Annotated in this window: 27 protein-coding genes and 1 riboswitch; of the genes, 4 read left to right on the top strand and 23 right to left on the bottom strand. The window is 30.9% G+C overall.

What is annotated here, in order from left to right; genetic code table 11:
- Positions 1-148 precede the first annotated feature (148 nt).
- From cobS to cobT, 4 genes are read right to left on the bottom strand one after another with little or no spacing between them, the layout of a single operon-like run.
- Entirely contained in the window at positions 149-964 is an 816-nt protein-coding gene (cobS, locus tag ACTNBA_RS12120) for an adenosylcobinamide-GDP ribazoletransferase (RefSeq protein ID WP_051823907.1), read from the bottom strand.
- A 15-nt stretch (positions 965-979) separates the two neighbouring features.
- Positions 980-1531: a bifunctional adenosylcobinamide kinase/adenosylcobinamide-phosphate guanylyltransferase gene (gene cobU, locus ACTNBA_RS12115; protein ID WP_441074355.1), complete on the bottom strand. Its 552-nt coding sequence runs from the start codon at positions 1529-1531 to the stop codon at positions 980-982.
- Between the two features lie 45 nt (positions 1532-1576).
- Entirely contained in the window at positions 1577-2164 is a 588-nt protein-coding gene (gene cobC / locus ACTNBA_RS12110) for an alpha-ribazole phosphatase (protein WP_035130614.1), read from the bottom strand.
- 59 nt (positions 2165-2223) lie between these two features.
- Positions 2224-3297, bottom strand: coding sequence for a nicotinate-nucleotide--dimethylbenzimidazole phosphoribosyltransferase (gene cobT, locus ACTNBA_RS12105; protein WP_035130612.1), 1074 nt, complete (start codon positions 3295-3297; stop codon positions 2224-2226).
- 159 nt (positions 3298-3456) lie between these two features.
- A riboswitch (cobalamin riboswitch) is annotated at positions 3457-3629 on the bottom strand.
- A 275-nt stretch (positions 3630-3904) separates the two neighbouring features.
- Here cobT and ACTNBA_RS12100 point away from each other — a divergent pair.
- The 4 genes from ACTNBA_RS12100 to ACTNBA_RS12085 all read left to right on the top strand — a co-directional run bounded on the left by ACTNBA_RS12100 (position 3905) and on the right by ACTNBA_RS12085 (position 7867).
- On the top strand, positions 3905-4765 hold the full coding sequence (locus ACTNBA_RS12100) for a DMT family transporter (protein WP_441074352.1): 861 nt from the start codon (positions 3905-3907) through the stop codon (positions 4763-4765).
- 236 nt (positions 4766-5001) lie between these two features.
- Positions 5002-6096 carry an MGDG synthase family glycosyltransferase gene (locus ACTNBA_RS12095; RefSeq protein WP_441074351.1) on the top strand — a complete coding sequence of 365 codons (1095 nt, stop codon included), beginning with the start codon at positions 5002-5004 and terminating at the stop codon, positions 6094-6096.
- Positions 6096-6800, top strand: coding sequence for a polysaccharide deacetylase family protein (locus ACTNBA_RS12090; protein ID WP_441074349.1), 705 nt, complete (start codon positions 6096-6098; stop codon positions 6798-6800). The genes ACTNBA_RS12095 and ACTNBA_RS12090 overlap by 1 nt, the downstream gene beginning before the upstream one ends.
- A gap of 2 nt (positions 6801-6802) precedes the next feature.
- Positions 6803-7867, top strand: a complete 1065-nt coding sequence (locus tag ACTNBA_RS12085) for a lysylphosphatidylglycerol synthase transmembrane domain-containing protein (RefSeq protein WP_441074347.1) — start codon at positions 6803-6805, stop codon at positions 7865-7867.
- Positions 7868-7996: 129 nt separating this feature from the next.
- Here ACTNBA_RS12085 and ACTNBA_RS12080 read toward each other — a convergent pair whose 3' ends face one another.
- The 19 genes from ACTNBA_RS12080 to ACTNBA_RS11990 form a co-directional block, all read right to left on the bottom strand.
- On the bottom strand, positions 7997-8467 hold the full coding sequence (locus ACTNBA_RS12080) for a EutQ-related cupin domain-containing protein (protein WP_035130623.1): 471 nt from the start codon (positions 8465-8467) through the stop codon (positions 7997-7999).
- Positions 8468-8469: 2 nt separating this feature from the next.
- Complete coding sequence (eutH, locus tag ACTNBA_RS12075; protein ID WP_035130598.1) at positions 8470-9564, bottom strand: ethanolamine utilization protein EutH; 1095 nt, start codon at positions 9562-9564, stop codon at positions 8470-8472.
- A gap of 81 nt (positions 9565-9645) precedes the next feature.
- Positions 9646-10191 carry a BMC domain-containing protein gene (locus tag ACTNBA_RS12070; RefSeq protein ID WP_441074345.1) on the bottom strand — a complete coding sequence of 182 codons (546 nt, stop codon included), beginning with the start codon at positions 10189-10191 and terminating at the stop codon, positions 9646-9648.
- On the bottom strand, positions 10184-10456 hold the full coding sequence (locus ACTNBA_RS12065) for a EutN/CcmL family microcompartment protein (RefSeq protein WP_035130595.1): 273 nt from the start codon (positions 10454-10456) through the stop codon (positions 10184-10186). Before ACTNBA_RS12065 ends, ACTNBA_RS12070 begins: the two co-directional genes overlap by 8 nt.
- 11 nt (positions 10457-10467) lie before the next feature.
- Complete coding sequence (locus tag ACTNBA_RS12060; RefSeq protein ID WP_346877290.1) at positions 10468-11154, bottom strand: TIGR02536 family ethanolamine utilization protein; 687 nt, start codon at positions 11152-11154, stop codon at positions 10468-10470.
- A 22-nt stretch (positions 11155-11176) separates the two neighbouring features.
- Positions 11177-11803, bottom strand: a complete 627-nt coding sequence (gene eutD / locus ACTNBA_RS12055; protein WP_150846124.1) for an ethanolamine utilization phosphate acetyltransferase EutD — start codon at positions 11801-11803, stop codon at positions 11177-11179.
- A 16-nt stretch (positions 11804-11819) separates the two neighbouring features.
- Positions 11820-12599, bottom strand: a complete 780-nt coding sequence (locus ACTNBA_RS12050; RefSeq protein ID WP_441074343.1) for a cobalamin adenosyltransferase family protein — start codon at positions 12597-12599, stop codon at positions 11820-11822.
- A 72-nt stretch (positions 12600-12671) separates the two neighbouring features.
- Positions 12672-12962 (bottom strand): ethanolamine utilization microcompartment protein EutM, encoded by a 291-nt coding sequence (eutM, locus tag ACTNBA_RS12045; protein WP_035130585.1) that lies wholly within the window; start codon positions 12960-12962, stop codon positions 12672-12674.
- Between the two features lie 49 nt (positions 12963-13011).
- On the bottom strand, positions 13012-14490 hold the full coding sequence (locus ACTNBA_RS12040; protein WP_441074342.1) for an acetaldehyde dehydrogenase (acetylating): 1479 nt from the start codon (positions 14488-14490) through the stop codon (positions 13012-13014).
- Positions 14490-15170, bottom strand: a complete 681-nt coding sequence (locus ACTNBA_RS12035) for a BMC domain-containing protein (RefSeq protein WP_441074341.1) — start codon at positions 15168-15170, stop codon at positions 14490-14492. Before ACTNBA_RS12035 ends, ACTNBA_RS12040 begins: the two co-directional genes overlap by 1 nt.
- A gap of 15 nt (positions 15171-15185) precedes the next feature.
- Entirely contained in the window at positions 15186-15839 is a 654-nt protein-coding gene (eutL, locus tag ACTNBA_RS12030) for an ethanolamine utilization microcompartment protein EutL (protein WP_035130583.1), read from the bottom strand.
- A gap of 17 nt (positions 15840-15856) precedes the next feature.
- Complete coding sequence (gene eutC / locus ACTNBA_RS12025) at positions 15857-16747, bottom strand: ethanolamine ammonia-lyase subunit EutC (protein WP_441074340.1); 891 nt, start codon at positions 16745-16747, stop codon at positions 15857-15859.
- A gap of 13 nt (positions 16748-16760) precedes the next feature.
- Complete coding sequence (locus ACTNBA_RS12020; protein WP_346847399.1) at positions 16761-18125, bottom strand: ethanolamine ammonia-lyase subunit EutB; 1365 nt, start codon at positions 18123-18125, stop codon at positions 16761-16763.
- 17 nt (positions 18126-18142) lie between these two features.
- Positions 18143-19576 carry an ethanolamine ammonia-lyase reactivating factor EutA gene (eutA, locus tag ACTNBA_RS12015; protein ID WP_441074338.1) on the bottom strand — a complete coding sequence of 478 codons (1434 nt, stop codon included), beginning with the start codon at positions 19574-19576 and terminating at the stop codon, positions 18143-18145.
- 131 nt (positions 19577-19707) lie between these two features.
- The gene (locus ACTNBA_RS12010) at positions 19708-21132 is read right to left on the bottom strand and encodes a GAF domain-containing sensor histidine kinase (protein WP_441074336.1); all 1425 of its coding nucleotides are present in this window, start codon (positions 21130-21132) and stop codon (positions 19708-19710) included.
- On the bottom strand, positions 21125-21697 hold the full coding sequence (locus ACTNBA_RS12005) for an ANTAR domain-containing response regulator (protein WP_441074335.1): 573 nt from the start codon (positions 21695-21697) through the stop codon (positions 21125-21127). The genes ACTNBA_RS12010 and ACTNBA_RS12005 overlap by 8 nt, the downstream gene beginning before the upstream one ends.
- A 21-nt stretch (positions 21698-21718) precedes the next feature.
- Positions 21719-22150 carry a EutP/PduV family microcompartment system protein gene (locus ACTNBA_RS12000; RefSeq protein ID WP_441074333.1) on the bottom strand — a complete coding sequence of 144 codons (432 nt, stop codon included), beginning with the start codon at positions 22148-22150 and terminating at the stop codon, positions 21719-21721.
- Between the two features lie 8 nt (positions 22151-22158).
- Positions 22159-22506 carry an ethanolamine utilization microcompartment protein EutS gene (gene eutS, locus ACTNBA_RS11995; RefSeq protein WP_346884772.1) on the bottom strand — a complete coding sequence of 116 codons (348 nt, stop codon included), beginning with the start codon at positions 22504-22506 and terminating at the stop codon, positions 22159-22161.
- Positions 22507-22751: 245 nt separating this feature from the next.
- Positions 22752-23885 carry a 1-propanol dehydrogenase PduQ gene (locus tag ACTNBA_RS11990; RefSeq protein ID WP_441074331.1) on the bottom strand — a complete coding sequence of 378 codons (1134 nt, stop codon included), beginning with the start codon at positions 23883-23885 and terminating at the stop codon, positions 22752-22754.
- Between the last annotated feature and the right edge of the window lie 151 nt (positions 23886-24036).

Below are 24036 nucleotides of genomic sequence, written 5' to 3'. Positions count from 1 at the left end.
TTTAAGTAATATAATATTTAAATTAAGTTTGCATCCTAAATTTAAAATTCAAGATGCAAACTACAATATTAATTATATACAATTTTCTAAACAATATTATAATTATATCAATACCAGATTTAAAAATATATAGATAACCATTATTTTCTTAAAAAATCATACTACTAATTAGTATAAATAAAGCTAGCTCAACAATTTCATTATTGGCACCCAGGGTATCTCCAGAATGCCCTCCTATTTTGCTATTACAAAACAAATTAAATATTATAGTAACTATAAGTCCGCCAAGTAAAAGTATAATAATATATTTAATATTAAAGAATAAACTTCCAATAAGTAAAGTAAGAGTTAATGCTCCTGTAAAATATACACCATTAGTATTTCCAATGTAAAAATTCCCAGTACCTTCTTTTTTAGCTGACTTTCCTATTAAAGCAATAAATACAGTAAATAATCTACTTATCATTGGTACTACTATTATCATATAACCTATAGATTTTGTTCCTATATAATATATTCCTAAAGCCTTAACTGCTATATCTATAATCATGGCTAATACTCCAAAAGAACCTACTCTACTATCCTTCATTATCTCAATTATTCGCTCTCTACTTCTAAAAGAAAAGAATCCATCACAGGTATCTCCTAGTCCGTCCATGTGAAGTCCACCTGTAATAAATATTCCAACTATAACTGTAATTATAGCAACCATAGGTAATGGCAACCATATAGATGTAATATAAAAAATTAAATATTCAATAGCCCCAAGAATAGCTCCTACTACGGGAAAATATAAAGTAGCTTTTTTAAAGTTTTCTTTCTCACAAGCCAGAGATATATTTACTGGTATTCTAGTTATAAATTGGAATAACAAAAGAAAATTATTAAAGAAAATCTTTTCTTTTCCTATGGCTCCTAATACCATAATAGCTATTATAGCTAAAATTATCAAATTTTTAATCATAACACTGCTCCTCGTCTATCCCTTTATTTTTAGTCCTTGTCCACAACAAACTAAATATACCTCATCACAAATATTTGCTACATGTTGATTTATAAAACCTTGAATATCTCTAAAAATTCTAGATAATTTGTTTTCAGGCACTAATCCCCATCCAACTTCGTTGGTAATTAATACAACTTCCTTATCTAACTCTTTACACTTTTCTAAGAATAATGTAAATTCATTCTTTATGCTATTACATATTTTATCTATTTCATCATCACTTATATTATCGTAATTTGTAGTGATTTCAAACATTAAATTGGTAGTCATTATAGTAACGCAATCTAAAAAAATATATCTTTCAGTAAATCTCTCTATTTTTTTATATAAGTCTTTATAACTTTCTAAGGTTTGCCAACTTTTATTTCTGCTTTCCTTATGCTTTTCTATTCTGTGCTTCATTTCATCGTCTGTTACTATAGCTGTTGCTATATATAATACATCATCAGTATGTTTAAGTAGATTTTCTCCATATTTACTTTTTCCACTTCTACATCCACCAGTAACTAAAGTTAATTTACTCATTTTCTTTCTCCTCTTCTTTTATCCTCATAAACAAATTAATTAATATTAAAATTCTACTGGAATTATACTATCAATATAAAAGTACCCGTATTCTAATTTAATTATGGACAAATCTGCATTTTTAGAATTAAACCTCCAATAATTATCTAAACTACCTTCCAATATATAAGTATATATTGTTCTTATAATTCCTCCATGGGTACAAATAAGTATATTCTCAACTGATTCTTTTTTTAGTTCTTCCATAAAGCTTTTCACTCTATTATAAACCTCTATAAAGCTCTCTCCCTTCTCTATGGAATACTCCTTCCAATCATTTGTCCAAGTATCATATTCTAACTTAAATGAATCTTGTAACTGCTTATAGTTTTTTCCTTCAAAGATTCCAAAGTTTCTTTCATTCAATCTAGAATCTACTTTAACCCCTTCTCCTTCATATATTTTTTTAAGGGTTTCCTTTGCTCTTTTTTTTTCACTACAAAACACTTTATCAAAGTTTATATGCTTCAATTTTTCTCCTACCAATTCTGCTTGCTTAATTCCCTTTTCTGTTAGTTCACAGTCTATATCTCCATAGTAAGTCTTTTTTATATTTTCTTCTGTTTCCCCGTGTCTAACTATATATATTTTCAATTACTACACTCCTTTATAAAAAGCTGTATATAAGTAACCTATCTACACCGGTTCATATTCTATTGTTTTCTTATATCTATATAATCCTTTTTATCTATGCCAGCTTCATTAAAGGAATCCATATTATTCATAGTAAAAACAGCACTCTCTATTATTCCAAAGGCTATTGGGCATCCACTACCTTCACCTAATCTCATTCCTAAACTAAACATAGGTTCAAGTCCTAAAGTTTTCATTGCATATTGTGCTCCTGGTTCTGCTGATAGGTGAGATGCAAACATATACCCTGAAGCCTTTGAACTTAATTCCTTTGCACAAATAGCTGCAGCTGATGATATAAGCCCATCAATTACCACTGGCACTTTATATATAGCACCTCCTAAAAATACTCCACAAAGGCCAGCTATATCAAATCCACCTACCTTACTAAGCACATCTATTACATCATTTTTGTTAGGCTTATTTATTTCAATAGATTTTTTTACCATAGCCTTTTTATGGGACAATCCATCATCTGTTAGACCTGAGCCTTTACCAACTATTAAATCACTATCAATTCCAGAGAATACACTTATTATAGCTGCAGAAGTAGCTGTATTACCTACTCCCATCTCACCAGTTCCTATTAAATCATATCCTTGATTTTTTAACTCCTTAACAATATCAATTCCTATCTTTATAGCTTTGATAGCTTCTTCCCTAGTCATTGCAGGACCTTTAGTCATATTACTTGTACCATATCTAATCTTTCTGTTAATTATTCTAGGATCAGTAAATTCCTTATCCACTCCTATATCAACCACAGTAGTATCATTATTGTAGTATCTACTCAATATACACACTCCAGTAGTACCCTTTACAAAATTTTCTGTAACTGTAGCTGTTACCTCTCTTGGGCATGAAGAAACCCCTGATTCTTGAATTCCATTATCAGCACACATTATAACTATATTTTTCTTTTTTATTTCTTTTATATGCTCACCCTTAATACCACTAAGTTTTACAACAATCTCTTCTAGGACTCCTAAACTTCCTATAGGTTTGCTTAAATGATCTATGTAATTCTTAGAATTATTCATTACTTCTCTATTTACCTCTTCAATACCACTTAATAACTTTTTTAATTCATCCACTCTTATCACTCCATCTAAATTTATTCTGTAAAATTTATTCTTTAAATAGTTTTATTATAACTAAAAACACCCTTATCCTCTAAGATAAGGGTGTTAATACACATAACTAAATTTATTAAACTAAAAAATAGTTTGATATACTCTTCCCTCCGAAGGTCTCAACTAACAAAGTTTTAGGCAGGTCTCCTGGCTCACGGCTTATCCTCATCATTCCCTTCCCAGTGAATTACCAGTGGTATCATGACTTGTATCCGTACACAGTAGCGGGGGCTGCAGTGGCTTTTAACCACTTTCCCTATTAAACTTAATGTACCTTAAACTATTATTCATTTAACTTAAATTATATACTACTAGCATAACTTATTCAACAATCTTTATGGACTCCATATTGAATAATACATATATAACTTCAGGTTATTAACTATAAATATAAATTAAATTTACATAACATTCGTAAATATCCCTATTCCCTTGAAAAATTTATGAAATAGTGGATAATTATAATTGATAAGTAATATCATTTGAATTACATTTATAACTTTACTATAATACATAAACTGTATTTTAAAATAGTTTATAAAAATTAACTTAAGATTGGAGACGTACTATGAGTAATAGAATTAAAGGAATAATATTAATTATTTTATCTGCCTTTGGCTTTGCAATGATGTCTGCCTTTGTAAAGCTATCTGGAGATTTACCCTCTATGCAAAAGGCTTTTTTTAGAAACATAGTTTCTTTTGTCATAGCTCTTGGTATGATTATATATCACAAAGAAAGTTTCTTTGGCAAAAAAGAAAACCAAAAGCTTCTTATTATGAGATCCACTTTAGGCACATTAGGAGTAATATTAAACTTTTATGCTATAGACCATCTTATTCTTTCAGATGCTAATATGCTTAATAAGCTAAGTCCTTTCTTTGTAATACTTTTCTCTGCTATCTTTTTAAAAGAAAGATTACAGCTAAGGCATATTACTATCATTGCTATTGGTTTCCTTGGATCACTACTTATTATAAAGCCTGCTTTTAGTGTAGACATAATTCCTTACCTCATAGGGCTTTCTTCTGCCATATTTGCTGGCTCTGCCTATACCTGCGTTCGAGCCATTGGAAACCGTGAAAAGCATTATACTGTGGTGTTTTATTTTTCTTGCTTTTCTGTAATAACAATTTTCCCATTTATGATATTTTCTTATACACCTATGACTTTGATTCAATTTACCTACTTAATATTAGCCGGTATCTTTGCAACTATAGGACAATTTGGAATTACTCTAGCCTATAAGTATGCACCTGCAAAAGAAATATCAATTTTTGATTACTCTAATATAATCTTTTCAGCTATTATAAGCATGGTAATATTTAACCAATCCCCTGATATCATAAGTATTTTAGGATACATAGTTATATTTTCTGCTTCACTTTACATGTTTATGTACAATAAAAAACTAGATAACCTTAAATAATATTTTTAAAAGGGTTGTCTCAAAGTTAATTCTTTTGAGACAATCCTTTTTATTATATATCTAAGGTCTTTATTTCTCTATTTAATATAGTAATTTATTATTAATTTATGTTTAGCTTAATAATTTCCTCCAAATCTTTAATAAATCTTAAGATTTATTAAAGGTATTTCTTAAGATTTACCATGTAAAATAAAACCATAGTAAAAATTATGTAGAATTAATGGGGGGTTTAAAATATGAAAATATTAATTCTTACAGGAAAATTTGGTATGGGCCATTATTCAGTATCTAAATCTTTATGTGAACAAATTCAGTCTAATCATCCTAATGCATCAGTAGTTATAAAGGATGTTTTTGAATACTCATTACCAAATTATTCCAACGCAATTTATAAGGCTTTTAATGTTATGGTGAACAAAGGTAGTGTGTTTTATAATCAAGTTTATAAAATTACGGAAAATAGAAAATATAATATGAATCCTATGTTTTTAAAATACTTTCTTCCTAAGCTTGATAACCTAATTAAAGATGTAGAACCTAATATTATTATTTCTACTCTACCCTTTTGCTCTCAACTAATATCAAGATATAAGATGAAATATAATCCATCTCTTCCGCTTATAACTTGCATAACGGATATTAGTAGTCATTCAGAGTGGCTTAATGATAATACTAATTGTTATTTAGTTGGAAGTAACTCTTTAAAAAAGGATTTAATTTTAAAAGGTGTTCCTGAAAACAAAATATTTATTAATGGAATACCTGTAAAAGAGGAATTTAAAAAATCTATAACTAATAGTTCTTCTAATGAAAAACAGCTCCTTATTATGGGCGGTGGATTAGGGCTATTACCCAAGTCTATGGAATTTTATAACCAGCTTAATTCTTTAGAAAATGTAAAGACTACAGTTATTACAGGAAATAATACTGAAATCTATAATATGCTTTATGGAAAATATGAAAATATTAATGTACTTGGATATACTGATGAGGTTTATAAATATATGCAAAAAGCAGATTTAATACTTTCTAAACCTGGTGGAATAACTTTATTTGAAAGTATTTTCTCAGAAACACCTTTAATTGCCTTTAAGCCTTTTCTTCAACAAGAAATTAATAATACTAACTTTATATTAAACAATGGTATTGGAAAGGTTCTTGAGACAAGTCCTGATAAATGTTTTGATAAAATAAAAAAAATTATTTTTGATGATGCAATACTAGATAATCTTTCTAATAATATAAAAAATTTCAAAAAACAATTTGATTGTACATCAATTGAAAAAGTATTACTTACTTTAGAACCTAATATGGATGGAGCGTGTGCTTAATGTACTTTACTACTTTAATAGCTATTATTATAATTATTTTTCTAATTCATTCAATTATACCAACTTTATACAACAAATATATAAATTCAAATATTATTAAACTCACTAATAAAGATAATGAAATAATGCTAACTTTTGATGATGGCCCTGATGAAAGATATACTAATAATCTTTTAGATGTGCTTAAAGAAAATCAAATTAAAGCTACTTTCTTTGTTGTTGCAGAGAATGCTAAGAATAATCCTGAAATAATCTATCGTATGCATAAAGAAGGGCACACTATAGCACTACATTCTTTAGCCCATAAAAATGCTCTCTTTTATAGCTATAAATATACGAAAAAAGATTTTAAAAATAGTATCGAAATCATGAAAAACTTCAATTATCAAATCAACTATTATAGACCTCCTTGGGGACATAGTAATATCTTTACAAACTTTTTTGTTAAAAAATATAATTTAAAAATGATTTTATGGGATGTTATGGCAGAAGATTGGAATAAATACGCTACAGTAGATTCTATATCTTCAAAGTTAATACTACGCACTGATAGAAATTCTATTATATGTCTACATGATGCAGGAGAGAATTCAGGGGGTGCCTTCAATGCTCCTCTTAAAACCATTGAAGCATTATCTACAGTTTTACCTAAGTTAAAATTAGTAGGTTATAAATTTATAACACCAGAAAGGTTAGGACATTAATTGTGCAAAAAACTATAAAAAAAGACAAGTTTAAAAACTACTATGGAAGTTTAATTTTTATGTTCTTACTCATTGCTATTACTTTTTACTTACTTTTTAAAGATACTTCGATAACTTCACTAATCCCTGTAATAAACACAATTAATCCTATTTACTTATTCATAGCATTTTCTATGATGTGTCTATTTATAATTTTTGAAGCTTATGTTATTTATATTATACTTAAAAATTTAAATATAAAAGTACCTTTTAAAAAATGTATTGGTTATTCCTTTATTGGATTTTACTTTAGTGCTATTACTCCTTCATCATCTGGTGGTCAGCCAGCACAAGTATACTATATGAAAAAGGATAATATAAATATATCCTATTCTTCTTTAACTTTGTTAATAATTGCCATAGTCTATCAATCAGTAATGATTTTATATGGACTACTTATGTATCTTTTTAAATATACTTTTATAATAAATAATGTACGTGGCATTAAATGGCTGTTAATTTACGGAGTTATGATAAATGTATTTATAATAGGTTTTATATTTGCAGCTATATTTTCTAAAAATTTAGTTGGTAAATTTATTAAATTTATTGTTGAACTCTTATCAAAATTTAAAATTATAAAAAATACAGAGTATACTCTATCTAAAATTGATGTTCACCTTGATGAATATACTAATGGTGCTAATTATATCAAAAATAATCCTTTACTAATTGTTAAGGTTTTAATAGTTACAGTTTTACAAATCACAGCCATGTATTTAGTTCCATATTTCATATATAAATCTTTTGGATTAAGTACTTATAGCATTATAGATGTACTTTCTATACAAGCCTTATTAACTATAGCAGTCTCTTCTTTACCTTTGCCTGGTGCAGTAGGTGCCAGTGAAAGTAGCTTTATGATATTATTTAAAATATTCTTTTCAAAAGAATTATTGCTTTCTGCAATGCTATTAAGCCGTGTAATTAGTTTTTATGCCTTTCTATTATTGAGTAGCATAATAACAATAATTATTCATATTAAAGTTAATGGTAGACATAAAATTCAACATAGTCATCTACATTAATAATAAACTCTGATAGAAATTACAGTAATAGAATATTTAATATTCTATTAGTTTATATTTAAACTAAAAATACAGACTATATCTAAATAAAATTTGGATATAGTCTGTATTGGTATGTTAATTAATTTATTAGTTTTGAGTTGCCCAATCTGCTGGATATGTTACATATATGAATCTAGCATAGTTTGGAACTGAGAATTTAATTGTGCTTCCTTTTGGTATTAAAATTAATTCTCCAGCATCTGCTGATACAAGTCTTCCATCTATTACTATGTCTAGATGTCCTTCTATAACATAATCTATTTCATCATAGTTTAAAGTCCAATCGAAGGTTGTTTCTTTCATCTCCATTATTCCACAACCTAATCTTTTACTTTCCTCAAGAGTGAATAAATCTTTTGTATATACTATATCACTGCTATTTCCAGTATCAAGCCTATTTGACTCGTCTACTCTAACTGTTGGTAGTTTAACAGAGATAATTCCGCTTGCATCTTTATTTCTTACAAAATCTACAGAATCATTAGAAGCTCCTGTAAGTTTTTCTTCTATTATTTGTCTAACTAATTTTTCTAATAAGCTTTTATCGATATTTTCCATCATTATTTAGCCTCCTCCTTTTTAGCTGCATTGTTTGCAATAAATATAGCTACAAATACTGCAGTAATTCCTGCAACTAACTTACCAACTATCATTGGTAATATCATTTCTGAATTAAATCCTGCTGTAAATCCTAAGTGATCTCCAAATACAAAGGCTGCAGATACTGCAAAAGCAACGTTAATTATTTTACCTCTGTTATCCATATCCTTCATCATTCCGAACATTGGAATACTATTAGCAAGCGTTGCAACCATACCAGCTGCTGCTATATCATTCATTTTTAAAACCTTACCTAATCCCATTAATGGTTTTTGGAATACTTTCGTAATTACGTATACTAGTGGGAATGCTCCAGCAAGAACTATTGCTATTGCTCCAACAGTTTCAATACCATCAGAAATTGGTGCCATTCCTGGAATTACAACAATTCCTGTTAATGCTTCAATTACAGCCGCTGCTAATCCTAAAGTTATAACTATTACTACAAACTTCCCGAAAACTGTAAATCCTTTAATTATTGCATTTTCAAATTTCCAAAGTCCTAAAGCTATAAGTGCTGCAATTATTACTATTGGAATTAAGTTTTTTAGCACCATAATTATTGGGAATCCAGCTACAAGACCACCAACAAAAGCTCCTAATGGAATTGTAATAACCCCTGCTAATACTCCCATAGCTAAGAATTTATGATCTTCTTTTTCTATTATTCCAAGGGCAACTGGAATTGTAAATACTATAGTAACACCCATCATTGAACCAACTATTAATCCGCCAAACATTCCTGCTTGAGAATCTACTGCAAGAGCTTTAGAAAGCGAAGCTCCTCCCATATCGTTTGCAAGTAATGTACCTCCAAACATACCTGGGTCTGCTCCTAAGAAATTAAATACTGGTACTATTACTGGTTCTAATATATTTGCAAGTACTGGTGCAAGACAGATAACTCCTATCATTGCAATTGCAAGAGAACCCATAGCCATGAAACCTTCTTCGAACTTTTCTCCCAGTCCAAACTTATTTCCTAAACACTTATCTATGGCTCCAAGGGCCATAAATACAACCATGATATATACGATTATCTCGTTAATTCCCATTGTTTCATCTCCTTAATAAGTTAATTCTTTATTTATTCAATTTATTTATACTGTTAACTGTGTAAACTAAAGTTTAAGCTTTTATGTTAAATACTTAATGATAAGTTCATCTGGCGAAGGTATTACTGATGCATGAACAATTCGTTTTTCTTCTATAGCTTCTTTAGCTATATTTATTCCATGCTCTACATCACTAAGCCCACCAGAAATAATATAAAAAAGTTTACCACTTATTCCAGATGCTACTTGTAGTTTTACTAAATTTAAATTGGCTCCCTTAAGAGCAATATCTAACGCTTTAAGACCACTACTTACGCTATTGGTCTCCATTACTCCTATGGCACCATTAGCCTTAGTTACAAACCTACTTTTCAAAGCTTGTATAATATTATTATGGACACTATTTATAATACAACTATCTATTATATGCCCCTGACCAGAGAAAATCCCGTGGTCAAGGGTTGTTCTTATAGCACCTTCATCTCCTGTTAATATAACCAAAAACCTTCCAGGACATATAGTTTTAAGATATAGTACATCAACATCAGCTTTTTTCACCATTTCATCTGCAACTTCAATGCCTTTAGCTATACTTTTAAAATCAATTGCTCCAATACTTTTACTCATTTTCCACCTCTATTGAATCAATTATTCCTATTATAGTTGCATCCACAGGTACATCTCTTTCTCCTAGTGACACTCTAGCTGCACCACCTCTAGTTATAAGTACATTGTCTCCAGTACCTGCACCTACACTATCCGCTGCTACAAAAAAGCCTGTTTCTTCTACATCTATATCTTTAAGTAGCCTCACTATTAAAAACTTTTGACCATTTAGCTTTTCATCTTTTCTAGTTGCCCATAATCTACCAACAACTCTACCTATAACCATATTATCCTCCGCTAAACTCTTTTAACTTTCAGATTATGAATTCTTATAAAGTCGTTAGCCAATGGAGTGATTATGCTTTTTTTATCTATTACCACAGATTTCATTCCATTCATAAATGGCTTCCTAAGATCCATCTCACTAATAAGTTTCTTATTTCTAATTTCGAAGCTCATCTCTTCTGATATAAAATTTGAAGTTTCTAATATACTAATATCTTCAATTTTTTTATACTCTTCTTTTCTTGTGGTTTTATCTTCAACTTTTTCAATAAACTCAACTATATCAATTCCATACACTTTAAGCTCTCTTTCAAAGCTTAAATACTTATTATATAGTGCTCTTGGAGCAGTATTTTTATACTTTCTATACTCTAGACCATTTTCAAGGACATATACCTTCTTACCTGCTAATAGCATATTAATGATAAAGTTTTCTTCTTCATTAATACCAGTTAGCGTAGCTATATTTGCCATGGACTTTATAGATAGTGTAGAAACTATGGCTATGTCAGCTTCTAGTTGTTCTTCATTATATGAAGTCACAGTATATTCTTCATCTAAATTAGATTTAGTAATAGGATCCAACTCTACATCTCCAATTATTACAGCTATCTTATGTTTTACAATATTTTTATTTGTTTCTTCTAACTTTTTATAAACTTCTTTTACTATTAAGTCCACAAGTTTATCATAGTTCATTTATATACCTCCTTTTTGAGGCCTACTTAACTATTCTACAAAGAGTTCCCTTCGTAAATCCACAAGCATTAGCCTCATCATAGTCTATATGCATATATGTTCTAAAGTCTGGGCTTACTCTTATGACAACATCATCAAATATTAGGGGTCTATTACCATAAACCTTTGCTTGAATGATTTCTTTATCTTTCACACCAAACTTCTCTGCATCTTCTGGAGTTATGTGTATGTGCCTTTTAGCAACAATTACTCCTTTATCTATTGTAAGAGTAGCTCGTTCTGTAGAAATTGTAATTCCAGGAGTACCTTCTATTTTACCACTCTCTTTAACAGGAGCCTTAATTCCAAGAACTGTTGCATCAGTTAATGAAATTTCTACTTGTGTAGATTTCCTTGCAGGTCCAAGAACAACAACATTTTTTAGTGAACCCTTAGGTCCTGTTATAGTAACTCTTTCTTTACATGCATATTGACCTGGTTGTGATAAGTCTTTAACCTTATTTAACTGATAATCACGTCCAAATAATATGTTTATATGTTCTTCACATAGGTGAACGTGTTTTCCTGAAGCTTCAACTTCTATAAAAGCTTCTTTTTTTACTCTCTTTATTACTTCATCTATGATATCTTCTACTAAAAGATTATTCATATTTCACCCTCCTGCTTTAACTGTATTCTCCAGTTCTATATTTAAATATCATTATCCAAAACAAGGATGATAATCTATTTAATGCCTTTATTATATCCGGCCTTTGAACATCACCATACTCCCCTTTAAATGCGGTATAAGCTAAAAGTTCAGTTTCTCTTATAGTTGTTCTACAAGAATTTAATGCCACAACAGCCTCACCCATAGAAAACGCTACTGGCTCATGACCAATCCCATAATATTTCTTTGGATAATGAGATTTTTCTCTCAATTCTTCTGGAGTCATACCAAGAAGTTTAAATTCTCCTACTGGTTCATTAACTACTTCACATCTAAGGAGACCTCTTACAAACTTTAATATCTCTTCAAGGTCTTCTGTTAGCTTTGAAGCTCCTAATTTATGAGTAATAACTTGAGTTTCCAATATCTTAGACTCAAGAGAATCTAACTTTCCTCTCAGCGCTATTATCTTATGATCTTTAAACACTAATAAGTTTCCATTTAAATGTGTCATATGCTCAGGTTTTTCCATTAATTCAGCACCAAATACAGTTATATATTTACTTTTTTCTTCTCTCGTTTGTAACTTTACAGGTACTTCTTCTTTTACCTTTTTTACTTCATGTACTACTTCCTCTAAAGAATCTACATACTTCAATTTAATATTATGTTCTGACAAAAATGATTTTGCAGATGGGGTTACTATTTGCCCTTTTAGAACTCTAAATTCGGTATATTCCTTAAAGTCTGTTCCCTTTAACTGTCTTCTAACTTCACTTTCAGTTAATACTGACATATCTTCACATCCCTCATTAGATGTAAGAGACGTATTGCTTATTTTAGCAATACATCTCTACACAAATCTAAATTAAACTGTTTCCTGTGTTTTTGGTAAAACAGCATCTACTTCAAAGTGTGGTCTTGGGATTACGTGAACTGATATTAATTCTCCAACTCTTTCAGCAGCAGCTGCTCCAGCATCTGTAGCAGCTTTAACAGCTCCAACATCTCCTCTTACAAGTACAGTTACAAGACCGCCACCAACTTGTTCTTTTCCTACTAGTTGTACGTTAGCAGCTTTAACCATTGCGTCTGCAGCTTCTATTGCTGCTACTAATCCTTTAGTTTCAATCATTCCTAATGCATTTGCGTTTGCCATTATAAATTCCTCCTTAAATTTAACCAATATACTTTGAAATTTTATTTTATTATCTTAATTCACTTATTATTTTCTTAACAAGTAAATTAACAAGCTCTTCTGTGTCTGCAGATGAAAGTGAACTATTATTTCCATTAACTAAATTGCTACTTCCACCTCTAAAATGTTCAATTTCTCTAAATCCATAAGCTACTTTTTTGATATTTACAAGGTGAAGTGGTCCTACATTATCAGATGTTGCACTTCCACCAATAGCTCCACAACCTAAAGTTAAAGCAGGTACTATATTTAGAGAAGCACCTATTCCTCCTAAAGTACTTGGAGTGTTTACTGGTATTCTTGATACCGGCATACTAAGAGCAAATCTTTTAACTAGTTCCTTGTCTTCACAGTGCATTGAGAATGTGTGACCAGCGCCTTCATTAATAAGTATTTCTCTACACTTAGCTTCTATATCATCTACACTCTTTTCAACATAGAATCCTAGAATTGGAGCTAGTTTTTCTCTTGAATATGGAACATTGTGTCCTACTTCTGTTTCTTCAGCAATAAGTACTCTTGCTGAAGAAGGTACGTTAGTTAAATTAGCAAGTTTTGCAATAGTTTCTACACTCTTACCAACTATTTGTGGATTCATACTTCCATTAGCTCTCATTATAAATTTACCAAGTTGTTTTGCTTCTTCTGGGCTTAAGAAATATGCTCCTTGATTTTTGAATTCAGTCACTACTCTATCTTTAATAGCTTCTTCTATAATTACTGATTGCTCAGAAGCACAGATTGTTCCATTATCAAAAGTTTTAGAATCCATTATTCTCTTAACTGCAACTTTAATATCAGCACTCTTATCGATAAATGCTGGACCATTTCCTGGTCCAACTCCAAGTGCTGGTGTACCTGAAGAGTACGCTGCTCTAACCATTGCTGAACCACCAGTTGCAAGTATCATAGCTGTATCTTTGTTTTTCATTAATTCATCTGTAGCTTGAAGGGTTGGAATTGTAATACATCCAATAACTCCTTCTGGGCATCCAGCCTTTACAGCTGCTTCATTAATAATTCTAACTGTTTCTAATATACTTTTTTTAGCATTTGGATGTGGTGAAAATACTATTGCGTTTCCACATTTTAATGATATAAGAGCTTTATACATAGTTGTTGATGTTGGATTAGTTGAAGGAATTAATCCTGCAATTACTCCCATAGGTACTGCAACATCCATGACTTTTTTCTCTTCATCTTCTGCAACTATACCAATAGTTTTTAGATCCTTGATATAATCATAGATATATGTAGACCCAAAAATATTTTTAATTACTTTGTCCTGCCATATTCCAAATCCAGTTTCTTCAACTGCCATTTTAGCTAGCTTCTCTGCATTTGCTGCAGCAGCCTCAGCCATAGCCTTAACTATTCTATCAATCTCTTCTTGAGATTTTTTAGCCAATTTTGCTTGAGCAGCTTTAGCTGTTTTAATTAGATTTCTAACCTCTTGTATAGACGCTAAATCTTTATCTGTAAGTTCCATTATTTTTCACCTGCTTTGTTATATTCTAGTATAGTTTTAATAAGCACATCCTTTTTGGCAAATTTAATTTGTTTATTTGTCATATTCGGAATTTTTAAAGTTCTAACTAATCTTCTTAACTCTTCTACTTTCATAGAGTTATAATCTATATGATCTTTGAAATCATTTTTTTTAATTTCTTCTACATTGATTATTTGAGGCTCTACTTCCTTATTTTCTTCTTTGGTTTCTTCTTTAGCTTCTGATTTTTCTTCTGTAACTTTTTCTACAATTCCCACTTCAGAAGTTTCTACTTTTTCCTTAACTAAAGCCTCTTCTTTTTTCTTAACTGGAGTTTCTGTTTTTTCCTTATCTTTTGTATCACTTTTTTCACTGGATGGTTCTATAGATACCTCTTGTGATTTTTTATGTCCTTCAAAGAATAAATCTTCAACTTGTGAATCTACTCTTGGTATCACATGAGCAGTTCTAAAAGTACCTAAACTTTCTACAGAAGCCTTGGCTGCATCAACTGCAGCCTTTACCGCTCCTACATCTCCAATAATTTTAATAGTGGTTATTCCACCTTTTATTTTTTCTAGTCCAATCAAAGTAACATTTGCAGCCTTTAGAGCAGAATCTGCAGCTTCTACTGCTGCAACGTATCCTCTTACTTCTACTAGACCTAATGCTTTACTCACTTACTAAACCTTCGCCTAAAAGTTTACTGGTTGTTGAGCAACTGATTTGACAGCTTCTGCAAAAGCGTCACATGCTGCCTTACATGCTGATTGACTACCTGTAAGTAATCCACCACCATAGTTTGTTTCAGTTGGAGGCCCAAAGAATTCTTTCATTTCAACATCTGCTGCCTTAAGAGCTGCATCTAATCCATAAATAGCTTCAAGTGGTGGAGCTACTAGATAAGCTATTGCTTCTCCTTCTTTAACTCCTGCTACTTTTGAAAGATAAGTTCCAGTTCTTGAAACACAGTGTGCATAGTAAGCTATAGAGTTATCATCATTAGCACTTACAAAGTGTGATCCATTTTCCATGAAGTCTATAGTAGCATTTAAACCACTTCTTACTTCTGCTGGACTTGGTCCAGCTATTATTCCAATAACTTCACCAGCAAGTTTTGTAGATGCATTAGCAGCACCTGCATACATTGATCTTGCATATACTACATCAACTTCAGCAGCTTTTGTAGCTTCATCAAGGGCAGTGTAAGTTACGTCATCACTATCAGCAGTAATGATACCTAAACTTTTGTGATGAGGTTGTAATTCTAATTTTTTAACTAGTTCTGGGCTTACATTTGAAATTATTTTAACGCTTAATACGGTTGGACGTAATGCTTCATTAATCACAATAAATTCCCCCTAAATTATATTTTTAAATTTATTCCTGATGCTTTTTTATCAAGCATTTTCTTTATAAGTTCAGCTATATGTGCTCCAGCTTCAACTGCTGTAGTACCACCTTTATGGATGTTTGATATAACTGTTCTGTTAGCCTCTGGCATATTAGCTGTTGGTCTATAAGCTATATAAGCACTCATTGATTCAGCAGTAACAAGACCTGGTCTTTCACCTACTAGCATACAAACAACTTCTGCTCCTGTTGCATCGCCAATAGCATCCATAGCTCCAACTCTACAATGTTTAATGAATAATATATCTCCAATTTCAATTCCATACATTTTTAAACCTTGCTTAATTGAAGGAACTGAATCTTTTAGGTTAGCTTCAATAGCTGCAGAAGAAAGTCCATCTCCAACTACTACTAACACTTTTTGACCTGAGAACTTATCTTTTATAAACTTAGTAGTTTCTTCGTCAAATCTTCTTCCTAGGTCAGGACGAGTTATATATTGATCTTTATCAACACACATTGTATTTACTGGTATTAAATTATTCTCTTTTATAAAGTCTTCAGATACATAAGAGAATACAGAGTCTTGTGCAGCAGCATGGTCAGCTCTAACTCTTAACTGAGTTATAGTTTTGTATCTTGGACCTGATCTTCCAATACCTATTCTTGCTGGAGTTCTTTCCTTCATTTTTAGGTATCCTTCTCTATCATGAGGGTTTTCAACTAAAAGTTGTTTTTTAAGGTCAATTTCTGTGATATCTGGAATACATCCATTTTCATCTACTGAACCTATTACAGCACTCATTTTATTTGCTACTTGATTTACTATGTCAGTACTACCTGATTTTTCTACCATTTCTCCTAATAACTTTTCAACCATTAATTTTAATTCTTGTTCGTTCATCAGTAGTCCCCCCTTATCCTAAAAATATTGAAGCGTCGCCAGCTCTTCTGGTTAACTTGCCATTTTCTATAATTCCCATTTTTTCCATCCACTCTTCAAAAGGTTTAATAGGTTTTACTCCTAATAACTCTCTTAATGTAGCTGTCTCTTGATATCCAGTTGTTTGATAGTTAAGCATTACGTCATCACCATGAGGAATTCCCATGAAGTATGTACATCCTGCTGTAGCAAGTAATACCGCTAAGTTTTCTATATCATTTTGATCAGCTTTCATATGGTTTGTGTAACAAGCGTCACATCCCATTGGAAGTCCTGAAAGTTTACCCATAAAGTGGTCTTCAAGACCAGCTCTTATAACTTGTTTTGCATCATATAGGTACTCAGGTCCTATGAATCCAACAACTGTATTTACTAAGAATGGTTGGAATCTCTTAGCAAATCCATAGCATCTAGCTTCCATTGTTACTTGGTCAGCACCATGGTGTGCATCTGAAGAAAGTTCTGAACCTTGACCAGTTTCAAAATACATTACATTTGGACCTGTAGCAGTTCCTTCTTTAAGTGCAAGTTGTCTTGCTTCTTCTATTGTTGCAGCAGTAAATCCAAATGCTTCATTTCCTTTTTCAGAACCAGCAATTGATTGGAATATAAGATCCGCTGGCGCACCTTTTCTAATTGCTTCCATTTGTGTAGTAACGTGTGCAAGTACACAAGTTTGAGTTGGTATTTGCCATTTTTCTTTAAATTCATTAAATCTCTTTAAGACTTTTGTTACGCTCTCTACAGAGTCATCAACTGGGTTTAATCCAAGCACTGCGTCTCCAATACCATAGCTTAATCCTTCCATTAAAGATGCAAGTATTCCATCTGGATCATCTGTTGGATGGTTTGGTTGTAATCTAACAGATAATGTACCTGGTTCTCCTATAGTTGTATTACAATGTGCTGTAACTTTTATTTTCTTAGCTGCGTATACTAAGTCCATATTAGACATTATTTTTGCAACAGCAGCCACTATTTCTGATGTTATTCCTCTTGAAACTCTTCTTATATCTGCTCCTGTAGTATTATCATCTAGTAGCCACTCTCTAAATTCTGCTACAGTCCAATTTTTAACTTCTGCATATATTTTTTCATTTACGTCATCTTGTATTATTCTAGTAACCTCATCTAATTCATAAGGTACTGCAGGATTATTTCTTAAATCAGACAATGTAAGGTTAGAAAGTACAACTTTTGCTGCAACCCTTTCCTCTGCTGACTGTGCAGCTATTCCTGCTAAGTTATCTCCTGATTTTTCTTCGTTTGCTTTTGCCATAACTTCCATTACTGAATTAAACTGGTATACTTTTCCGAATAATTTAGTTTTTAAAATCATGATAATCCTCCTCTCGGTTAATTAAATACTAATGTTTTTATAACTACAGGTAATACTTTACCTTCCGCTACGGGTTTTCCTATATCTATATAATCTCCATTTTCCACCTTGATACCATCTATACAAACTATGTCTTTATCAAGATGTAAAAGGGAGTAAATAGCCTGACCTAATACCTTTGCCATATCATTTTCAACAATTATAATAAGTGGAAGCTTTCTATCAATCAGTTCTTTCATCCCACCTACTAGTCCCTTTGCCATGTCTTGTATTTCTGCAAAAGAAGGATTCTTCTTTCCATGTAGGGCTATGGCAATACTCTGAAGTTCATTTTCATATTTAAACCAGTTAATTTTTTCTGATATAGCTTTTTCTAAAATTTCAGAACCTCTATTCTCATCTTCTAAACTGAGCTTTAAAATTGGTAAATTTTTTATAGGGAAGTTGTCATGGGTATATGTAATTGTACTTCCACTAATATCCATAGTGTGAGAGCCAGCTCCCACTACCGTTGCTCTTATAGTTTCTATTGATCTCACCAATTTTAATTTTTTACATAAGTCTGAGTTTTTAATAGCTTCTCCAAGAAGTATTCCTATATCTCCATACTTAAAATAATCTTCTATAGGAGATTCATTATATACATAGTCAGCTACTCCTCCTGAAAAAGATATACACTTAATCTCCTCATTTAAGGCAATAGACTTATTAGTAACTATCATTTCAAAGATAGATGTTTGAGTCCTAATTCCTACGCTTTCTTCTAAAAGCTTTACCATTTCATCAACAACTGGAATCAACATTTCTTTAGTTGCTTCATAGCCAACTTTTATATCAAAATTATTTTGATTTATAATATTTTGTATTTTAGGTGCAATATATACTATATTATTTGTGTCTTTATCGAGTTTTATAAGTCTTCCACCTATATCTAGACATCCAGTTTCCTTCAAATCTCCTCTAGTAAACACAGCTAAATTTGTAGTTCCTCCACCAATATCTAGATTAACTACACTTGTAGAATGTTCACTGGAGTAAATGTGAGCTCCTGCACCTTTAGCTGCTATAATACTTTCGAGATCTGGACCTGCTGTAGCAACTACAAAGTCTCCTGCAAATCCACTTAAAGTATGTAGTACTTCGTTGGCATTTTCTTTTCTAGCAGTTTCACCTGTTATAATTACAGCTCCTGTTTGTATTTCATCCTTATTGATACCAGATTTTTTATATTCTAAAGATACTATATCCTTAACTTTCTCAGCATCAATTTCTGTCATAGATTTAAGTGGCGTAAAATAAACATCACTTCTATAAACTACTTCTTTATCAACTATTGATATTCTAGGTACTGAAAAACTTGAAGCAGTGTTTTCTATGATTAGTTTCGAAAATACAAGTTGAGTTGTACTAGTTCCAATATCAATTCCAACACTTAAAAGTTCTTCTCTCATTAAATCACCTCCAAATACAAATATAAAAAGGCTTAAAGCTATCAAATTAATCTTTCAAATAACTATGAAAATTAATTTTTTTAACTTTAAGCCTCTTTGCTTAAATCAAACTACTTCAATGTAGTTCTATTTTATTCAAGTTTTATAGGAAATCTAAATTTAATTCTAGTTCCCTCATCATTAGAAAATATATCTATATCACCTTTTAATTTATCAGATATGTAGTTTTTTACTATAGACATTCCTAAGCTAGAAGATTTATCTATGGAAGTATCAAAACCAACTCCATCGTCAGCTACTGATATTTCTCTAAACTCTTCCTGCTCAGTAACAATAATTTTTATAGTGCCACATTCCCTATGATTAAAAGCATGATCATAACAATTTTGTATTAATTCATTAATTATAAGAGATATTGCAGTAATTCTATCTGTATCAATATAAAAATCATCACCTGATACTTCTATGTTAATTTCCTTTTGAATGTTTAAAAAACATCTTTTAGCATTATCTACTATAGCATTTATAACCTTCATAATCTTTACCTCATCACTTATATCCTTGGATAAAAGTTCATGAGTTGCTGCGATAGCTAGAATCCTATTCACACTTTCTTGAAGACTTACCTTTGCTTCCTCACTATCACATCTTCTCCCTTGAATACGTAAAAGTGAAGCTACAGTTTGTAAGTTATTCTTTACTCTATGATGAATTTCTCTTATAGCAACAGACTTAGAGATTATTTCGGCTTCTTTATTCTTTATATCTGTTATATCTTGAACTATTTCAATAACTCTCAAGTCTTCTTCCTTAATCAGTATTCTTTTTATTCCATAATAAAAATTACCAACTTTTATTTCCTTTGTTATTACTTTATTATCTTCTGTAATCTCTAATATTTTATTAATATTAGTAAATAGGGTATTATCTAAGGACAAATCATCATAATGCATTCCTTCAAGCTCATTATATCCTCTACCTATGTAAATCATATCAGCTTTTCTATTTTTAATTCTTAATATTCCATTTTCATCATAAACTAAAATGGCAGATTCTAAGTTATCATTTATCAATCTATTGGAATTTATCAAGTTCATAAGCTGATGTGTCTTTTGTCTTTTGCTTTTGGAGCCATCATTAGGAATAGTAAAATCTTCTTTTATCTCATTACTTATATCATCCTCAACAATAATTACTCCTATTATTTTTTCTTTATTATAAATCGGGTATACCTTTTGCCTTACAAATCTATTTTCTTGTGTTAAAGCTCTTACTCCTTTAAAAACCTCACCAGTTTTTAGAGTTCTTATTACACCAGGCTCATTAATTCTTAAAGCTTTTTTCCCTACTACAGAATTAGTATAAATAGATTCTTTTTTTCTTCCTTCTGAAACCACTATAGCTTCTTCTGGTTTTTTTGATGGCACATCTATAAAAGCATCACATTCCTCTAAATTAGCTATTAACTCAATAGAGCTAGAAACCTCTATGATTTTATTAACATCTTCATCAGTAAGATTAGTATAAATATTACATAATTCTTTTATCTTATTCATAAGCCACTATTAAGGTTTTTGCAATATCTATCATAGAGCATCTTCTATCCATACTTAATTTTCTAATGTATCTGTAAGCTTCTTCTTCATCGGAATTTAATTCTTTCATAAGTATACCTTTTGCTTTTTCTATTAATTTTCTTTCGTTTAACTTTGATGTAACTTTCTCCAGGTTATTTTCTAACTCTTCAAATTCTTCTACTTTAGCTAAGCACATTTCCACTGTTGGGATAAATGATTTTTCATCTAAAGGTTTCACCAGATATCCATATGCTCCTACACTTTTAGCCTTTTCTATAAATTCAGTATCATTAAAGGCTGTCAATAAAAGTATTCCACCTGAAAGATGCTCAAGTCTAATTCTTTTACTAGCTCCTATGCCATCAAGTATAGGCATCTGTATATCCATAATTACTAAATCAGGTTTATGCTCTTTACAAAGTTCTACAGCACTAAACCCATCTGAAGCTTCTGCTACTACATTGTAACCCTCCGCTTCTAAGATATCTCTGATATCCATTCTAATAATAGGCTCATCGTCGACTATTATGATTTTTTTACTCATATTTAATTATTCTCCTCTATATTATGAACTTAAATATTTAATTAATTCCTCTATGCCAGTTCCATCTAAAGTATTTACTTCAAATATTCTAGATACTCCAGCCTCATCTAAGATTTCCTTAGCATGTTTTATTGTATCTTTGTTTTGAGCAATGTCTATCTTTGTCACTATCCCAATACATTCTTTAGCAAACATACTACAAAAACCTGGTGCTATGTACGATTCTTCTGAAGTACAATCATATACTAGAGCAATTACATCTGCATCTGCTGATGTTACTATCAAAGCTTTGTAGTAAGATCTATTTTCTAGATATTCTCCTGGAGTATCTATAGACTCATCATAAATTTCTACCGATTGAGTCTTCTTATATTCTAAATCTAAATCATGAATCTTTTGACACAAAGTAGTCTTGCCACTACCAGTCTTTCCTATAAATATTACTTTTTTCATGTTACCTCCTAGGTTCTAGTAATTCTTGTAGAGGTAAATTGTAATAATCCTTCAAGTACAGAAGTAACTTCCTTCAATGCTGATTCTACAGAACTAATATCTCCTGTTATAACAAGTGAACCACTAAATCTATCTACAAACCCAAGATTAACTCCAGCAGCTTTTGTAGCTACATCTGCAGCAATTATAGAACCTTCACTTGGAGTTATAGTTAAAATACCAATAGCATCTCTAGTACTTGCTACAAGACCTAGCTTTTTATAAAGCTCTTCTGTAGGATTGGCTATTATATGTGCAAGGGTTACTTGTTTTCCTGGAACAAACTCCTGTATGATCCTTTGCTTATCGTCACTCATATACTCACCTTACCTTTGCATTTAGAGACAACACTAAAATAATATTTTCATATAAATTATTAGTCTTAGTATTACCTGTGTTTTAACAACTATTCTTAAATAAATCTATAATTTTATAAAAATAATAAAGGCTCCTCGAAAACATAACATTTTCAAGAAGCCCCTTTGCTTAAAACCATTACACTACTTTGTGTATATTTCGATTATATATTCAAAATTTTATACTGTCAACCCATTTTTTGATGTTATTCTTTAATTTTTCCGATAATTTCAATAACATTAAGAGGAGTAGGTATTTTAGGGTTAGTTGCAGTACATGCATCTAATAATGCACTGTTTGCAATTTCTTCTTTAAGCTTTTCTAATTCTTCCATAGATACACCACAAGCTTTTAAAGTGGTAGGCATTTTCATTTCCTTTTGTAATTTTTTAATTTCATTTACAAGACTTCTAACTCCTGCTCTAGCATTACTACAAGGTAATCCTAATAATTTTGCTATGTTAGCATATTTAATAGCAGCTCTAGAAAACTCATTATTCTCATATCCTACTATGTCAGCATTAAAATCAACTATATAAGGTAATAATAAAGCATTAGTTCTTCCATGAGGTACATGGAATTTGCCGCCTAGAACATGGGCTATCCCATGATTTAATCCAAGAGAAGCTGAATTAAATGCAATTCCAGCAAGACATGATGCATTATGCATTTTTTCTCTAGCTTCTATATCTTCACCATTACTATATGCTCTTAAAAGATATTTAAATGATAGTATAAGTGCTTTTTCAGCTAAAGCATCTGAAAAATCAGAAGCATTTGTAGATACATAAGCTTCAAGCGCATGGGTTATTACATCCATACCTGTATCTGCAGTAATTGATCCAGGTACACTTTTCACTAGTTCTGGATCTAATATAGCCACATCTGGTAATAGATCATCTGAAACTAATGGATACTTTGTTCCCTTAGTTTTATCTGTTATTACTGAGAAGGATGTAACCTCTGAACCTGTACCGCTTGTAGTTGGGATAGCTATAAATTCCATATCTGTAACAGATGTAATTTTCTTCGCAAAATCCATTATTGCTTTAGCTGCATCTATTGAAGAACCTCCTCCTAGAGCAATCAACACTTCTGGCTTAACTTTCTGAAGCTCTTCTATACCTTGAACTATGAGCTCTATAGGTGGATCTGGAACTATATCACTAAATATAGTTATGTTAGCACTTTTTAATTTTTCTGTTATGTTATTAATCATTCCTGATTTCACCATGAAAGGATCTGTAACTACAAAAACTTTTTTATTTCCTACTTCCTCTAACCGTTCTAAAGCTCCTTGACCAAAATAAATCTGAGTTTTAATTTTAAAATTGTTCATCTTAAACTCCTTTCAAGACTATCTTATTTACAATATAGTCTTTAAAATTAATTAACTATTTATGCAGTAAGTTTATTAAAAGAAAATTCATTATTAAATTTACCCTAAAAACAACCACAAAAAGCTCCATAGGAATAATCCTATGGAGCTT

Origin of the sequence: Clostridium sulfidigenes (assembly GCF_052067195.1) — a bacterium.
In the GTDB taxonomy this organism is placed as follows: Bacteria; Bacillota; Clostridia; order Clostridiales; family Clostridiaceae; genus Clostridium_J; species Clostridium_J sulfidigenes.
Note: the sequence above shows the minus strand (reverse complement) of the source record. Positions and strands in the feature narration are given on the sequence as shown.

Bases quoted from the DNA above. Each gene is read 5' to 3' on its own strand.
- cobS (WP_051823907.1), bottom strand. From the start codon at position 964: ATGATTAAAAATTTGATAATTTTAGCTATAATAGCTATTATGGTATTA.
- cobU (WP_441074355.1), bottom strand. From the start codon at position 1,531: ATGAGTAAATTAACTTTAGTTACTGGTGGATGTAGAAGTGGAAAAAGT.
- ACTNBA_RS12100 (WP_441074352.1), top strand. From the start codon at position 3,905: ATGAGTAATAGAATTAAAGGAATAATATTAATTATTTTATCTGCCTTT.
- ACTNBA_RS12095 (WP_441074351.1), top strand. From the start codon at position 5,002: ATGAAAATATTAATTCTTACAGGAAAATTTGGTATGGGCCATTATTCA.
- ACTNBA_RS12090 (WP_441074349.1), top strand. From the start codon at position 6,096: ATGTACTTTACTACTTTAATAGCTATTATTATAATTATTTTTCTAATT.
- ACTNBA_RS12080 (WP_035130623.1), bottom strand. From the start codon at position 8,467: ATGGAAAATATCGATAAAAGCTTATTAGAAAAATTAGTTAGACAAATA.
- eutH (WP_035130598.1), bottom strand. From the start codon at position 9,564: ATGGGAATTAACGAGATAATCGTATATATCATGGTTGTATTTATGGCC.
- ACTNBA_RS12070 (WP_441074345.1), bottom strand. From the start codon at position 10,191: ATGAGTAAAAGTATTGGAGCAATTGATTTTAAAAGTATAGCTAAAGGC.
- ACTNBA_RS12065 (WP_035130595.1), bottom strand. From the start codon at position 10,456: ATGGTTATAGGTAGAGTTGTTGGTAGATTATGGGCAACTAGAAAAGAT.
- ACTNBA_RS12060 (WP_346877290.1), bottom strand. From the start codon at position 11,154: ATGAACTATGATAAACTTGTGGACTTAATAGTAAAAGAAGTTTATAAA.
- eutD (WP_150846124.1), bottom strand. From the start codon at position 11,803: ATGAATAATCTTTTAGTAGAAGATATCATAGATGAAGTAATAAAGAGA.
- ACTNBA_RS12050 (WP_441074343.1), bottom strand. From the start codon at position 12,599: ATGTCAGTATTAACTGAAAGTGAAGTTAGAAGACAGTTAAAGGGAACA.
- eutM (WP_035130585.1), bottom strand. From the start codon at position 12,962: ATGGCAAACGCAAATGCATTAGGAATGATTGAAACTAAAGGATTAGTA.
- ACTNBA_RS12040 (WP_441074342.1), bottom strand. From the start codon at position 14,490: ATGGAACTTACAGATAAAGATTTAGCGTCTATACAAGAGGTTAGAAAT.
- eutC (WP_441074340.1), bottom strand. From the start codon at position 16,747: ATGAACGAACAAGAATTAAAATTAATGGTTGAAAAGTTATTAGGAGAA.
- ACTNBA_RS12020 (WP_346847399.1), bottom strand. From the start codon at position 18,125: ATGATTTTAAAAACTAAATTATTCGGAAAAGTATACCAGTTTAATTCA.
- eutA (WP_441074338.1), bottom strand. From the start codon at position 19,576: ATGAGAGAAGAACTTTTAAGTGTTGGAATTGATATTGGAACTAGTACA.
- ACTNBA_RS12010 (WP_441074336.1), bottom strand. From the start codon at position 21,132: ATGAATAAGATAAAAGAATTATGTAATATTTATACTAATCTTACTGAT.
- ACTNBA_RS12005 (WP_441074335.1), bottom strand. From the start codon at position 21,697: ATGAGTAAAAAAATCATAATAGTCGACGATGAGCCTATTATTAGAATG.
- ACTNBA_RS12000 (WP_441074333.1), bottom strand. From the start codon at position 22,150: ATGAAAAAAGTAATATTTATAGGAAAGACTGGTAGTGGCAAGACTACT.
- eutS (WP_346884772.1), bottom strand. From the start codon at position 22,506: ATGAGTGACGATAAGCAAAGGATCATACAGGAGTTTGTTCCAGGAAAA.
- ACTNBA_RS11990 (WP_441074331.1), bottom strand. From the start codon at position 23,885: ATGAACAATTTTAAAATTAAAACTCAGATTTATTTTGGTCAAGGAGCT.